The 14,771-nt window shown below is 54.6% G+C and carries 12 protein-coding genes; 3 read left to right on the forward strand and 9 right to left on the reverse strand.

What is annotated here, in order from left to right; translation table 11 throughout:
* Positions 1-11 precede the first annotated feature (11 nt).
* Together KGP16_RS20240 and KGP16_RS20245 are read right to left on the reverse strand one after the other, a co-directional pair.
* Positions 12-299: a type II toxin-antitoxin system RelE/ParE family toxin gene (locus tag KGP16_RS20240; protein WP_223500251.1), complete on the reverse strand. Its 288-nt coding sequence runs from the start codon at positions 297-299 to the stop codon at positions 12-14.
* A complete protein-coding gene (locus tag KGP16_RS20245; RefSeq protein ID WP_021807621.1) occupies positions 296-586 on the reverse strand; it encodes a CopG family ribbon-helix-helix protein in 291 nt (96 codons plus the stop codon). The genes KGP16_RS20240 and KGP16_RS20245 overlap by 4 nt, the downstream gene beginning before the upstream one ends.
* A 534-nt stretch (positions 587-1,120) precedes the next feature.
* On the opposite strand from KGP16_RS20245, the gene KGP16_RS20250 reads away from it, so the two are divergent.
* The gene (locus tag KGP16_RS20250) at positions 1,121-2,296 is read left to right on the forward strand and encodes an IS4 family transposase (protein WP_059199164.1); all 1,176 of its coding nucleotides are present in this window, start codon (positions 1,121-1,123) and stop codon (positions 2,294-2,296) included.
* A 54-nt stretch (positions 2,297-2,350) separates the two neighbouring features.
* Here the strand turns inward: KGP16_RS20250 and KGP16_RS20255 are convergent, their stop codons facing one another.
* Complete coding sequence (locus tag KGP16_RS20255; RefSeq protein ID WP_021807620.1) at positions 2,351-3,703, reverse strand: 2-hydroxycarboxylate transporter family protein; 1,353 nt, start codon at positions 3,701-3,703, stop codon at positions 2,351-2,353.
* Between the two features lie 292 nt (positions 3,704-3,995).
* Between KGP16_RS20255 and KGP16_RS20260 the strand changes: the two genes are divergently transcribed.
* Both KGP16_RS20260 and KGP16_RS20265 read left to right on the forward strand, forming a co-directional pair.
* Positions 3,996-5,588 carry a sensor histidine kinase gene (locus KGP16_RS20260; protein WP_021807619.1) on the forward strand — a complete coding sequence of 531 codons (1,593 nt, stop codon included), beginning with the start codon at positions 3,996-3,998 and terminating at the stop codon, positions 5,586-5,588.
* A 17-nt stretch (positions 5,589-5,605) separates the two neighbouring features.
* Positions 5,606-6,292, forward strand: coding sequence for a response regulator (locus KGP16_RS20265; RefSeq protein ID WP_094981221.1), 687 nt, complete (start codon positions 5,606-5,608; stop codon positions 6,290-6,292).
* Between the two features lie 128 nt (positions 6,293-6,420).
* On the opposite strand, the gene ompL is transcribed toward KGP16_RS20265, so the two are convergent.
* The 6 genes from ompL to KGP16_RS20295 all read right to left on the reverse strand — a co-directional run bounded on the left by ompL (position 6,421) and on the right by KGP16_RS20295 (position 14,741).
* On the reverse strand, positions 6,421-7,140 hold the full coding sequence (gene ompL / locus KGP16_RS20270; protein WP_094981222.1) for a porin OmpL: 720 nt from the start codon (positions 7,138-7,140) through the stop codon (positions 6,421-6,423).
* Between the two features lie 104 nt (positions 7,141-7,244).
* The gene (locus tag KGP16_RS20275; RefSeq protein WP_021807616.1) at positions 7,245-8,681 is read right to left on the reverse strand and encodes an MFS transporter; all 1,437 of its coding nucleotides are present in this window, start codon (positions 8,679-8,681) and stop codon (positions 7,245-7,247) included.
* Positions 8,682-8,766: 85 nt separating this feature from the next.
* On the reverse strand, positions 8,767-10,164 hold the full coding sequence (locus tag KGP16_RS20280; RefSeq protein ID WP_223500252.1) for an MFS transporter: 1,398 nt from the start codon (positions 10,162-10,164) through the stop codon (positions 8,767-8,769).
* An 80-nt stretch (positions 10,165-10,244) separates the two neighbouring features.
* Complete coding sequence (locus KGP16_RS20285) at positions 10,245-12,272, reverse strand: alpha-glucosidase (protein ID WP_094981225.1); 2,028 nt, start codon at positions 12,270-12,272, stop codon at positions 10,245-10,247.
* 54 nt (positions 12,273-12,326) lie between these two features.
* Positions 12,327-13,670 (reverse strand): L-fucose/L-arabinose isomerase family protein, encoded by a 1,344-nt coding sequence (locus KGP16_RS20290; RefSeq protein WP_223500253.1) that lies wholly within the window; start codon positions 13,668-13,670, stop codon positions 12,327-12,329.
* Positions 13,671-13,697: 27 nt separating this feature from the next.
* Positions 13,698-14,741: an aldose epimerase family protein gene (locus tag KGP16_RS20295; RefSeq protein WP_021807612.1), complete on the reverse strand. Its 1,044-nt coding sequence runs from the start codon at positions 14,739-14,741 to the stop codon at positions 13,698-13,700.
* Between the last annotated feature and the right edge of the window lie 30 nt (positions 14,742-14,771).

Below are 14,771 nucleotides of genomic sequence, written 5' to 3' on the forward strand. Positions count from 1 at the left end.
AACCTCAACAATTAATAACCCAGTTCCTTCTGGCTAAGGATGGCCAGAACAAATACCGTATCAATATCGGGCACGTACTTATAAAGCGCCAAATATCCTCGCGTTTGCTGGCCAATAATCAACTCACGCGTTCCTGAGCCAAGTGGCCTGCCAATCAACGGATTATGTTCCAGTACCGTAATCGCCTGGATAATCTCCTGAATTCGCTGCCCGGTATCGGCTACCTCATAATGCGCCAAATGGTCGAGAATACGCTCGATATCATCCCTGACCTCTGGCGCCAACTCGATTTTGGTCATCGCCCCCCCAATTTTTTCGCTACAGGCTGGGTGGCCGTGCTATTTCCGGCTACATAGCTTTCCAGATAACCGCGCATATCGTCCCAGGAAATGGTCTCACCCGTGGCGATAATGTTGGCATAACGCTGTTCCGCCTGTTCCTCGAAATCGCGACGTAACTCTTCCCGCTGAGTTTTTTCCGTAATAGCCTGCAGAATAAAACTGTGAGAACTCACGCCAACCTTGTCTGCTGCGGCCGCGACGCGAGCTTTAAGTTCTTCAGGCAGGCGGATGGTGGTGGTTGACATGGTCAAACCTCGGCGATGACAAAAAATGTAGCTCAATTGTGCTACACCACTCTTGAATACTCAATAGCTATGGTTGTTTTTTCATCAGCAAGAGTCACTTAACCTCACCGCTAGCCCCCTCACCCTAACCCTCTCCCACAGGGAGAGGGGACTGAACGAGCCACATTTCAACTACTATGTTCTACTTATACATCAACAAATTACAGATTAACTCCTCAAGATCGGTATGAAAGTACCAGGACCTATCATGTACATTAGTCGACCCACCTTCGCTGAGATATTCGCCTATCTCCCAACAGAGCAGGGGCTTTCAGCTCCCTCTCGCATTGAGGACCGTTCAAGTTGGTCTGAAAGTACGGTGATCGATCATGGACTTTAGTTGACTCACCTTCGCTGAGATTTTCGCCTATCTCCCAACAGAGCAGGGGCTTTCAGCTCCCTCTCCCTGTGGGCTGAGGAATCCCCACAAAAAAATGAAAGGCACGATGAAGTGTGATCTACTGGTTGCGCTAACAAAACAGAAGAGACCTCATCGTGCCTTTACAAACAGTTTGCCAGAAATTTTTCTCCGCGTCTTTACGTGGTATTCATTCCTTTCGGATCAATGTACTTATCTCTATGGCCATTGCACTTTGCAACGGCGCTGACTTGACGCTAACCAGTCTCGGCCGTTCGCTTCCAGGCAGAGCTCACGTCAAAAATAAAATTAAACGTGTCGATCGGGCCCTCGGTAATACCGCTATTCATCACGAACTTCCCCTTATTCAACAGATGCTTACGCGGTCTATCACCTCACTGATGCCGTTCTGCGTTATTGCTGTCGACTGGAGCGGATGGCATGACAAAAACTGGCATCTGCTGCGAGCAAGCCTAGTCTGTAATGGCCGTTCCCTCCCTCTGATGAGCGAAGTGGTGCCCGCCTGGCTGGCACAAAACAGCCAGGTTCAGTGCGCCTTCCTTGACCGTCTCCACGCGGCCATTCCCGACGGAAAACCCGTCACAATAATCACGGATGCGGGCTTCAGAACTGACTGGTTCAGGCACATAAGCCAACTGGGCTGGTGTTTTACGGGCAGGGTCAGAGGGCTCGTCTGCTTCCAGTTGGAAGGAAGCACCCGCTGGATGAAAATCAGTGACTTGCAGGCGGAGAGCACTCCCATAAAAGTCGGTTACGGTGTACTTGCTCGTAAGCCGAGGATGCCTTGTTACGGTAGCTTTTATCTGCAAAAGCGCCCATCGGCGGGACGTCACGGAAAAGGCAGACGGTCAAAAACGGAGAAAGAGCATCGAAGTAGCGCTCAGGAACCGTGGTTGCTGTTCAGTAATGTTGAAGGCCTGGAGCCTCATCAGATAATGACCCTGTACAGTCGTCGGATGCAGATAGAGCAGAACTTCCGCGACGAAAAAAGTCCGCGCTTCGGATATGGGCTGAGACTAAGCCGCAGCCAGGGCTGGGGTCGCCTGGCGGTTCTGAGTGTAGTGGCAGCGATGGCCAGCCTGGTGATGTGGCTGACGGGGTATATGGCGGAAAAGAAACAACTTCATAGGCATTATCAGGCAAATAGTGAGAAAGGGAGACGGATCCTGTCGTATCTGAGGCTTGCTGGTGAGGTCCTGAGAGACAGAGCGGGAATAGTGAGACGGATGAATATAGTTAATATGCTGAAAAAGTTAGGGAATGAGTACAGTAATATGGTCATGGGATGCTGACCATATTACTGGGGATCACTCAGCCCTGTGGGAGAGGGTTGGGGTGAGGGGTCATCAATAGAAATGCGACAGCACCAGCAGCGACAGCGAAACGTTGATCGCTCCGCCGATGCGCGTTGCGATCTGGGCAAACGGCATCAGTGACATCCGGTTGCCCGCAGTCAGGATCGCCACGTCACCGGTTCCGCCTTGTCCGCTCTGGCAGCAGGAAACAATGGCCACGTCGATCGGATGCATACCAATCTTCTTGCCAACCAGGAAACCGGTGGCCACCAGCGTGCTTACCGTGGCCACGATCACAATCAGGTTCTGTACGGTGAAGGCATCCACCAGCTCTTGCCACGGCGTAATAGCAACCCCTACGGCAAACAGGATCGGATAGGTCACGGCGGTGCGGAAGAATTTATACACCACCTGCGATCCTTGCTGAATACGTGGCGAAACGCCGTGTGCCAGCTTCACCGCCACCGCGGCAAACAGCATCCCTACCGGGGCCGGCAAGCCGATCAGCCGGTGTAACAACATGCCCACCATATACAGCAGGATAGCCAGCAGCGCGCCACAGGCGATCGTGGCAACATCCACGTTACCGCTCAGTTTCTCGGTTGCCGCGACCTCGCTATCACCCTGCTTGCTCGGCATCAGGCTGCCTTCGCCGGTAAGGTGCGGATAGCGTTTCCCCACTTGGTTCAGCAGGCCAGCAATCACGATAGCCGTCAGGCTACCCAACATCACGATCGGCAGGATACGCCCCAAGGCTACGCCCTGCTCCATATGCAAAATGGCGGCATAGCCCATCGACAATGGGATCGCCCCTTCCCCCACGCCACCGGCCATGATCGGCAGGATCAGGAAGAAGAAGATCTGGAACGGATCCAGGCCCAACGCCATACCCACCGCCATCCCGACCAGCATACCGGCAACCTCACCGCACAACATCGGCACAAAGATACGCAGGAAACCCTGGATCAGCACTTGGCGGTTCATGCTCATAATGCTGCCGACGATGATGCAGCAGATGTAAAGATAAAGAATATTGGTCGACTTGTAGAATTTGGTGGTGGATTCAACCACCACGTCCGGCAGCAAACCATAGTGCACCAGTGCGGAAGGTATAAAGGTGGCGCAGATGGCGGCAGCCCCCATTTTCCCCACCAGCGGCAGACGCTTGCCAAACTCACCACAGGCAAAGCCGAAGAACGCCAGCGTCGCCACCATCACCACGATATCGCTGGGTAATTTCCCTGCCAGGCAATCGAGCAGGATCAGCACTCCTGCCAGCACGAAGAAGGGCAGCGGTATAATTCCTATTTTGTAATTATCCAGAATATGCCACCACTTTTCGCGCAGCGGAATATCGGCAGTTTTATCTTTGGTAACGAGGTAGGAATCATCGGTTGTGCTCATAATCTGGCCTCTTATTGTTTGTTCGGCCATCATAGAGAAACGCTTGGAGTCACCGCTGTGATTTTGTTCAAAATAAACAAGGGTTTTTAATGGGGATTATGGTTTCTATGGTGTTAATACGATTTATGTAAAATAACCTGTGGAGTTAATGGGTTTAATAATAGGTTTGTTTTCATTCCTCCTTACAATAAAGCCGTGCCGCTGCTCACAACTTGATCTTGGGCAATATTACTTCAAGGGCGACTCATGATAGGGTAGTCACCCAAACGGACACCAGGACTCGCGGCAAACCATGCACATCAAACTCTCTTTTCATATCAAGCTGTTCCTGTGCCTGGTCGCCTTTTCCTGCGTGTTGCTGACGCTGATCGGTGTTTACACTTACTACAAACTAGATGCGCAATTGCACCGGGATCTGGGTGCCCGTGCCCAAGTGCAGGCACGTGAGATTGCGCTGATCCCCTCCCTGGTCACCGCAGTTGAAAATAACGACACGCAATATATCGCTACACTGATGAAAAAAATCCGCGCCAGCAGCGATGCCAGCTATATTGTGATCGGCGATAGCCATACCATTCACCTTTACCATTCCGAACACGCCGACCGTTTGGGCACCCCCATGGTGGGGGGCGATAATAAAGAAGTGCTGGAAGGCAAAAGCATTATCTCGATCCGCAATGGGGGGATCGGTATTTCATTACGCAGCAAGGCACCGATTGTGGATGACAATAACCGGGTGATCGGTATTGTTTCCGTCGGGTATCTTAAATCCCATATCGACAGTTTAAATGCCCATACGCTGACCCAGATCGTGGCCTCGATCGTTTTGCTATTGATGGCACTGTTTATCTTTTCCTGGCTATTATCGAAAAACCTGAAACGCCAGATGTTTTCATTAGAGCCGAAAGAGATCGCGCTGCTGGTGCGCCAGCAAAAAGCCCTGCTGGAAGCTATCTATGAAGGGGTGATCGCCATAGATCCGCAACTGCGCATCATCACCATTAACCACGCCGCGCGTGAGCTGCTGGACCTGCGCCAACCGGCCAATAATCTGTTGGGCCAGCATATCGGTGAGATCATCCAGTCGCAGCCCGATTTCTTTGCCGCTACGCAGCTGGGGCACGACACCCATGACGAGGTGTGCCGTTTCAACCATGTGCGAGTCATTGCCAGCCGGGTGCGGATCATGCAGGAAGATGAGCTACAGGGTTGGGTGATCAGCTTTCGCGACAAGAACGACATCAACACCCTCAGCAGCCAGCTTAGCCAGGTAAAACGCTATGCTGACAACCTGCGCATCATGCGCCACGAACAGCTGAACTGGACGGCCACGCTCGCTGGCTTGCTGCATATGCAACGTTATGACGAAGCCGTCCGCTATGTGGAGGCCCAGTCGGAAGGTGCGCAGGAGATCCTCGATTTCATTTCCCAGCGCTTCAGCTCCGCCGCCTTGTGTGGCCTGCTGTTGGGCAAATACTCCAGCGCACGGGAAAAAGGCATTGAACTCCGCTTCGACCCCGCCTGCCAGCTGCGCCAAATCCCCGCCGCGCTGAATGAAACCGAGCTGATGTCGATTATTGGCAACCTGTTGGATAATGCGTTCGATGCTACGCTGCGTTGCGCAGCGCCGCACGAAGCGGTAGAACTCTATATCAATGACAGCAGCAACGAGCTGGTGATCGAAGTGGCCGATCGCGGCACCGGGATTGCACCGCAGGTTCGTGATACGCTGTTTGAACAAGGCGTGACAACCAAAGATAAGGGCGACCACGGTATCGGCCTGCACCTGGTGGCCAGCCACGTCGCTCAGGCACATGGCAGCATCGAAGTGTCGGACAACGATCCGCACGGCGCCATTTTCTCGCTGTTTATCCCCAAAGCTTAAGCACCCGGATCCGACCTATGCAACCTGAGACACTGGACGTTCTGATCGTGGAAGACGAGCCGCAACTGGCCACGCTACACGCCGAATTTCTTGAGAAACATTTCAACCTGCGGGTGGTGGCCTATGCCGCGACTCTGGCGGAAGCCAGAGCAAAAGTGAATGCTCACCAGCCCCGGTTGATCCTGCTGGACAACTTTCTGCCGGACGGCCAGGGGATTGCGCTAATGGAAGAAGCCGCGGTGAAAAAGCCCGGCTGCTCGGTGATTTTTATCACCGCCGCCAGCGATATGAATACCTGTAGCCAGGCGATCCGCAACGGGGCCTTCGACTACATCATCAAACCGGTATCCTATAAGCGGCTGCGCAATTCGCTGGAACGCTTTATGCAGTTTGTGCAGACCCAACGCACCTTCAAGGTCATCGACCAGAGCAGCGTTGATGCGCTATATAACCTGCAGTCCAAGCAGTTTTCCAACGAACCCAGCGCCAAAGGGATTGAAACCATCACCCTGGAGTTGGTGCAGGCGTTGTTCATCGAGCAGCCAGAGGTAGCCCACGCGGTGGAAGACGTGGTGGCACACGCCGGCATTAGCAAAACCACCGCACGCCGCTATCTGGAATACTGCGTAGCAACCCAGTTTGTGCACGTTGAAATGCTCTACGGCAATATCGGTCATCCTCGTCGTCTATACCGCAAGACTTAGGCTGACATCTGCCTGTCATATTGCGGGGTTATGCTGATTCACAGATATCCCCTTCGATATCGGCATCAATGTTACATTCAGCTCTTTTTACCCGGCCAAGACTTGGCCGGGTTTTTTATTGGTGTGGCTTAAAAGGTATACCGCAACCCTACGCGGATACGATACTGCTCCTTATTATAATCGTTCCAGCGGTCCAACCATTGCAGCTCCAGATAGGGCATCCAATGGGTATCGATTTTATAGCTGAACTTATTGGTGATCTCCCAATGGTGACTCTTGCCATTCTTACTGTGGAAATCGTTAACCCGGATAAAGTAATGTGGCTCGAAGGTATAATTTAACTCATCGCTGAGCTTAAAGTTCCAGTAGTTGGCAATTTCATGGGTATCATTACGTGCTGGGTTGCCGTTAAAATCGATGGAATCGTAGTTATTATGGTTATAGCGATAACGCACGGTCAGGTTGAAAAACGGCAGGAATTTATAGTTGTTGTCCAGATAGATAGCACCGCCAGAACCCGCACTACTCGAGTTGACCAGGCCACCAGGAGACACCGTCCATTTATCCGTTGGCCGGAACAGAGGATACCAACCCTCCAGCTCGTTATAGCTGTGCTTAAGCTGATCAAACTTGCCAATGTTATAGGCGTTGGTGGCCATCACACCGGCTCCACCATCAAAATTATAGCCGCCGCGCAGGATGATTTCGTTTAATTCCGAGGCGGTATTATAAGCCTCACGAGTTTCCAGATAGGCGCGTCCGGCCTGAGCGCTGGCTGAGGCAAACAACGCCGCCACCAGCAGTATCGTCTTGGTTTTATTGCTGCTAGAACCCCAGAAAGTAGACATGGTTAAATTTCCTTGTGACATTGTTCCTGATAAAAGCATGCAGAAATCCCGCCGTCATGCCGTTAGGCATGACAGCTGTGCGTTATTATTGGTAATGCTGTGGCTTAGACTTCTTTGATTATTGCCGTATTGATTGCCGGATGAGGCTCGGCCTGTTGGTCGCGGTTTCCTTTTTTGTGATTAATCTCGGTGATGATTTGCATAAATAGCTGCTCATTCAACTTATAGAAAAACCCCATCATGACGGCGGCAACCATCGCCAATACGCAGGGATAAATAAAGATTAACTCGCGCAGGCCTTTCAGCACCGAGGCAGACTGCTCAACATTCGGTATGTAGCCGATCTGCGTCAACATAATGCCCGGTAACAATCCGGCTAGCGCGGCGGAGATCTTGCGTGAAAAGGTATAGCCGGTATACACCGAGCCTTCCGCGCGGATGCCGGTTTTCCATTCGCCGTAATCAACGGTATCGGGCACCAGCGCCCAGTTCAGGCTGTTGACGAAGGCCGTGCCGAAGAAGGCCATGCAGGAGAACGCTACGAAAGAGAGCGAGCTGTCGCCCCAGGCGTAGTTACACAGATCTCCCAGGCACCACAGCAACAGGCCACCCAGGTAGACCCGCTTTTTACCAAAACGCTTCACTGCCGCTGGCACCATCAGCACGCCAATCAAAATGCAGCCCATGCTGAAAAAGCCCATATAGGACAGCAAATGGATATCGTGCAATACGTATTGGGTGTAATAGACCTGGATCGCCAACTTGATATTAAACGCTGCCAGCGTACACAGGTTGGCGATGCACAGCACCAGCAACGGCGGGTTCTGGAAAATGGCGCGGAAGGATTTGAAGATGCCAGGTTTATGATGCGCCGGTACCACATCAACATAGCGCTCTTTGACCCCGGCATGGCACCACCACATGCAAAACACACCACAGGTCGCAAACACCACTGCGGCAACCAGATAGCCTATCTCCGGGCGTGAAGTGAACAACATCTGGATCGGGACAAAGCCCACGGTGCATAACAGCAGCCCCAACGTTGCACCTCCCTGCCGCCAAGCGGCAAGGTGCGCACGCTCCTGCGGGTTTTTGGTGATGGCTGGCACCATCGCCCCATAGGAGCAGTTCATCAGGCTGTAGAACAGGCCGAACAGCATAAACAGTACGGTGGCCAGGACGGTTTTGGTATTCAGGCTGAACCCGCTATTGAGGAAGTTGGCCACGGCCAGCAAGGCTACTGGCAGCGAAGCATAGAAGATAAACGGCCTGAACTTGCCCTTGGCACCGATATTACGCCGGGAATCCAGCAGCACGCCGGTCAGCATATCGGTGAAGGCGGTGAAGAATTTGGCGATCAAAAAGATCACGCCGCCGTAGATGGCGGGTAATCCCAGAATATCGGTATAGAACTTCAGCAAATACAGGGTACCGATACACAGCATCAGGTTGGAACCGAAGTCCCCCATGCCGTAGGCGAACTTTTCGCGCAGCGGCAACCGTAGCGTAACGGGATCTTGGTAGGATAGAGAGTTGGCCATCTGGCAGATCCTTATTATTGTCTTACACCCTGCGTCTTTCTTGTTACAAGGGCGAATACATTCGCCCCGATTAACACCTGGCTGCTTATAGCGCCGGGCTTGGTACCCGCTTGCGCTCTTCCAGCTCACCGACGATCTTGAGGTAGTTCTTCTCCGTCAGGTGATAGAACAGCCCCATGGTCAATGCGGTCAGCACGGCCAGGCCACAGGGATAGAGGAAGATCAGCTGCCGCAAGCCTTCCAGCGTGCCAGGCCCCTGCGCCACGTTGGGAACATAGCCGATATAGGCCAGCATCACGCCAGGGAAGAAGCCTGCCAGCCCTTGGGAAACCTTGCGAAAGAAGGTAAAGCCGGTATAAACCGTGCCTTCCGAACGCACGCCGGTTTTCCACTCACCGTATTCCACGGTGTCCGACACCAGCGCCCAGTTGAGGCTGTTGACGAAGGCCGTACCGAAGAACGCCAGGCAGGAGAACAACACAAACAGCGTGGAGGTATTGCCCCACATATAGTTCATGGCATCGCCCAGGATCCACAGCGACAGGCCACCCAGATAGACGTTTTTCTTGCCAAAGCGTTTCACCACCGTCGGAACCAGCAGTACCCCAAGCATGATGCAGCCCATGCTGAAGAAACCCATATAGGACAGCAGGGTGATATCGTTGAGGACGTATTGGGTGTAGTAGATCTGGATCGCCAGCTTGATGTTAAAGCCCGCCAGCGTGCACAGGTTGGCCACGCACAGCACGAACAGCGGTTTGTTACCGGCGATCGCCTTGAAGGACTGCAACAGACCCGGCTTGGGTGCACCCGGTTTCGGGATCTCGACATAACGCTCTTTGACGCCGGAATAGCACCACCACATGCACAGCATGCCGACGAAAGCGAAGATAGCCGCCCCCACTAGATAACCCACCTGTGGGCGCCCGTCAAACAGCGACAGGATCGGCACAAACGCTACGGTACACAACAACAAACCCACCGTCGCCCCGCCCTGCCGCCAGGCAGCCAGTTGCGCACGTTCCTGCGGGTTTTTGGTCATCGCAGGCACCATCGCGCCGTAGGAGCAGTTCATCATGCTGAAGAACAGCCCGAACGCCATAAAGATCAGCGTGGCGATCACCGTTTTAATGGTGACATCCAACGAAGCGCCCACGCCGATAAAATTGGCCACCACCAGCAACGCCACCGGCATTGAGGCATAAAGAATAAATGGCCGGAACTTGCCTTTGGGGCCAATATTGCGCCGGGAATCGAGCATCAGCCCGGTCCCCATGTCGGTAAAGGCGGTAAAAAAACGCGAGATGAGAAAGATCAGCCCGCCCCACGCGGCGGGGATCCCCAACACGTCGGTATAGAATTTCAGCAGATACAGCGTGCCGACACACAACAGCAGGTTGGAACCGACATCGCCCATGCCATAGGCGAATTTCTCGCGCAGGGGCAATATCAGCTTCACCGGATCCTGGTTAGTTTCACTCATGGTGATTCTCCTTGGAAAACACCTATTCCCAGAGATAGCCGCCCTTGCCGGTTGGGCAACGGGCGGCTGACAGTTGGTGATTACAGCGTGCGTAGCGAGGCAAACAGCTCCGCCCATTCGCTATCCGCCCGATAGAACACCGGCGGTTGGCCCATTGGTGCTGCTATCGTCACCTCTGCCCCTCCGCTATGCCGCTCACCGGTCCACAGGTTGATCCAGCTATCCTGCGGCAGGTAGAGCGTCCAGTCGGTGCGCCCTTCTTCATGCACCGGGGCCACCAGCAGATCGCGGCCAAACAGGTATTGGTATTTCAGGCTGTAGGTGTGGGCATCGTCTTCGTAGTGCAGAAACAGCGGGCGCATCACCGGTAAGCCGGACTGCGCATTGAGCGCCACCGCCTGCTTGATGTACGGCTTGAGGGAGGTGAAGACCTGGCTCATGCGGGCAAACTGGCGGATGGTTTCCACATCATGATCGAACTGCCAGTTGTCATCTGGGCGGTTACCTTCATGGGTACGCATCATCGGCGTGAAAGCGCAGAACTCGCACCAGCGCATCAGCAGTTCTTTACTGCGTTTCATCTCAAACAGCGTGGTGTAACCGCCGATATCGCTGTGGTGCAGACCGTGGCCGGTCATCGCCAGCGACAGTGCCGCCGGGATCACCGAAGCCAGGCCGTCGTCCAGGCTCCAGTCCACGTTCTGATCGCCCGCCCACATCATCACCGAATACTTCTGGCTGCCGGTGTAGCCCGCGCGCATAAAGAACAGGATCTCGCCCAGCTTGCCGCATTCTTCCAGCGCGTCGTAGTTGCACTTGGCCCACAGTGCTGGCCAGGCGTTATGCATGATTTCCGCATCGATGCCGTTATGCAAAACGGTATCGGTCGGCAGATATTCGCCGAAGTCCGCCATCCAGCCGTCGAGGCCAAACTCAATCAGGTTCTTTTTAATGACGTTCTTGTACCAGTCATAAGCTTCAGGCTTGGTGAGATCGACTACGCCAGCATAGAACTCGCCAAACTCGACCTGATAGTCTTTGCCGTCGTAATCCTTGGTCAGATAGCCTTTTTCTGCCGCCTCGGCATACAGCTCTTTCTCGATGGCCACGTAAGGGTTGATGTACCCCAGAAAATGTACCCCCTCCTTCTTCCACTGCGGGATGCGCTTATCCAGTTCCGGGTACAGCTCGCTGTCCCAGCGCCAGTTCCACATCAGGCGTTTGCCAAAAGAGGTGATCCGCCGTCCTTCCCAGTCCTGCGCCCAGATCCCGCTAACCTTGACACCGTGCTCGCGCATCACGTCCAGCTTCTGTTGGCAGACCTCGGTGCCGCCCTGAATGCCCAGGATGACGCCGTCATACACCCAGTCCGGCAGTTCCGGCTGGCGGCCAAGCAACGCGGTCAGCTTTTCCAACAGGCTGATGTAGCTGTCGGCGCAGTCAAAGCGCAACACCGCCTGATCCTGCCAGATCGCCAGTTCATGGAACTCTGGGGCAGAAAAATCGAAGTTCATGTAGCAGCTGTTTTCTACGTGGCAGTAATATTTCTGGCTACTGACAAACGTCGGCTGCGGGAAGAAGGTCCAGTAGTAATCACCACCGGCGTTTTCCTGGCAGTCTGCCTGCCAGGTAACGTAGGTCTGCTTGTTACGCCCAACCCCCTGCTCGCTGGTCCATAACGGGAAAGGTTTGCCGCGCAGGTCGAAATAGGAAAACTGTTCGCCGCAGCCATAAACGTGATCTTGCTGCTGGGCAGCCAGGCGCAACCACATTCGGTTGTTCTGCTCGTCGCTGTTGCGCAGCTGCATTTCCAACCGCCCTTGCGCATCGGTAGTGATTGCCAGCGTGCACTGGGCCACATCGCCCCGGCTAAAGCGGATCAGCCAGCCTTTGCCCTGCGGGACGATCTGGGTTTCGGTCAGCGCCAGTTTTTCACTGAGCTGGTCTTTGATGCTGAAGTTGCCGCGGAACATCTCGATATCCGCCTTGCCGCGCCCAATCCACAGGCACGGAGCCGCAGCCGTGTGTTGTATCAGCACACGCTGCTGAAAGGTCAACGTAAATCCACCTGCGTGTTGCGTGAGTTCCAAGCCTTGCTGAGAAACCATGATCCATTCTCCAAAAGGTTAAATACCGTATTTTTCCAAGCGTTGGTCGCCCGCTCAGGTCAGTTCAATCACGTCCAAACCAAGCAGACCGGCCACTTTGCGCAGCAGCGGGCGGTGCTCGCCGTAAACCAGCGAGGTGTGGTGCTCCATACCCGCCGCAATCAGGCGCTGGCGGTAAGTGTCTGCATCCACATCCAGGCGCGCCGTCCCGGCTGTGCCGGAAAACGCCAGCGGAGCCTTGATCATTTCGCCACCGGCCAGCATCAGGCGCAGCTTGCCCTCACCCTGAGTGATGCGACATAGCGTGATGCGCCCCGGTTTGAGAGCAAACTCAGACAGCAGAGGAAGCTTGCGGTTGGAGTGGATGGTGGCCTGCACCGGGCCATCGCGATCGGCCATTTCGATCGGTGCCTGCCCGCAGTGCCAGAACACCACGCTGTTATCCTGCGGATCGATATCCACCAGGTCGGTATTGAACGCCGCATTGCCAGAGGCCCACTGCGCCATCAGCGAAGAGAGCACGCCAAACATGTCGGCTTCACAGCCACACGGCACTTTATCTTCGTTCATCAACGCCAACGCCCCGCAGGCAGCGCAGCCGTAATCGGTAAAGAAATCCGGCCAACAGCGCACGGCAATGCCGGTGTAACCTGCACGCTGCGCTTTTTCACGCAGGGCAGAGTAAACCTTGAGCGTTTTGCGGGTGGCCGTTTGATCCATCTCTGCCAGGTTAGGGAAATCCTTGGCACGGCGCGCATAAGGCGCATCGGCCACGCTGTCCGGCAGCGCCTTCACCTCTTCAATAAATTCCAGCACCGGCTGGCGAGTCACCTCAACGCCAAAGTGCTGCGTCAGTTGTTGTTGGTTGTAGTTGCAGGCGTCAAAACCCAGCGGGTGTTCACCAATCACCATCACCTTGGCCTGTTTGAAGCGCTTAACGATCGCCGCGGCCTGCGCCAACTGCTGTAATTCGTTAATCACCCGGCTGTCGTCCGGCAGGCCGTGCAGCGTTTGCACGTTGATGGCTTCACGGCTCAGGGCATGGCAAGCCAGATTCACCCCGCAGAAAGAGTTCAGACGCAAACGGCCACCGGTACGGGCTTCCGGGAATGACCACATCGCCGTGGGCACCGGGAAATCACGCACCACTTCGGTGGTGAGGGAGGCATCGGTAAAGGTCACTTGCAGGATCAGTAGCAGATCGAGATCGGCCTGTTTGAGTGCGGGCAGTATTTGCAGAGCCGATTCGGCATCAAACTGTAATACCGGTTCCCCCACCAGCTCGATATCCATCCCGCTCAGCGCCTGCCAGGCTTGCGCCAGCATCTCTTGCGCGTAGGGCACATCGAAGGTCGCGCGGCCAAGCGCCAACACGCCCACTTTTGCTTTATTTTTCATCACATTGCTTCCAGTAATCGAATAAATCTATGCCACGGTGCTGAAGCGGTGTTCAGTCTGGCTGTAATAGTTTTCCCCTGGGCGCAGCACCACGTTGCCAAAATGGGCGTGGTGAATGCTGTCTGGGAACGCCTGGGTTTCAAGGCAGATGCCGGAAAACGCCTGATAGCGATGGCCAGCCTTGCCATTCCAGATCTTGTTGGAAAGCTTGAAGGCGTTATAAAACTGCACGCCCGGCAGCGAGGTGTGTACTTCCATCACTCGCCCGGTCTGCGGACAAATCAGGCTGGCGGCGGGATGCAAAGCACCATCGCCAGGTTTAAGCACGTAGTTCATATCAAAATCCTGCGCCGGGCGGTGCAGCATGGCGTCCCCAAGACGACGGGCGTTGCGGAAATCAAATGCCGTCCCGGCAACACGGCGGATTTCACCGGTGGGCAGCATGGTGGTTTCATCTACCGGCGTCATGAAGTCGGCGTCGATCTTGAGCTGCTGATCGTGGATCAGGTGCTGATGCCCGCGCAGGTTGTAGTGGCTGTGATTGACCAGGTTGACCAGCGTCGGCTTATCGGTCTGTGCCTCAAAGCTCAGCGTCATCACGTTATCTTCCGTCAGGCCGATGCGGTGGCTAACCTGCAGATTGCCCGGATAGCCTTCCTCACCATCGATAGAGGTACGGCTGAAAATAATGCCGTCGCCGTCTTCCTGTGCCTGCCAGACATATTTGTCAAAACCCCGACGTCCGCCGTGCAGGTGTTGTCCGGTAGGAAGCTCGTTGGTGGCCAGAATAGATTCCTGACCGTCGATGCTGAAACGGCCACCAGCAATACGGTTGGCACAGCGCCCGGCAATCGCGCCGAAGAACGGATGCCCGGCCTGATAAGCCGCCAAATTGTCGAACCCCATCACGACATCTTCCGCTTGCCCATGGCGATCCGGCACCCAAAGCTGAGTAATGATGCAGCCGTAATCGGTCACACACAGCCGCATCCCGTTGGCATTGGTCAGCGTGAAAAGGGAAACGGCCTGCCCTTGATGTTCGCCAAAATGCTGGCGTTGAATGGTTGTCATAATCTGTGCCCTATGGTGAGCGCGGCAGTT

The sequence above is a fragment of the Serratia sp. JSRIV006 genome, from assembly GCF_019968685.1.
Classification (GTDB): Bacteria; Pseudomonadota; Gammaproteobacteria; order Enterobacterales; family Enterobacteriaceae; genus Chania; species Chania fonticola_B.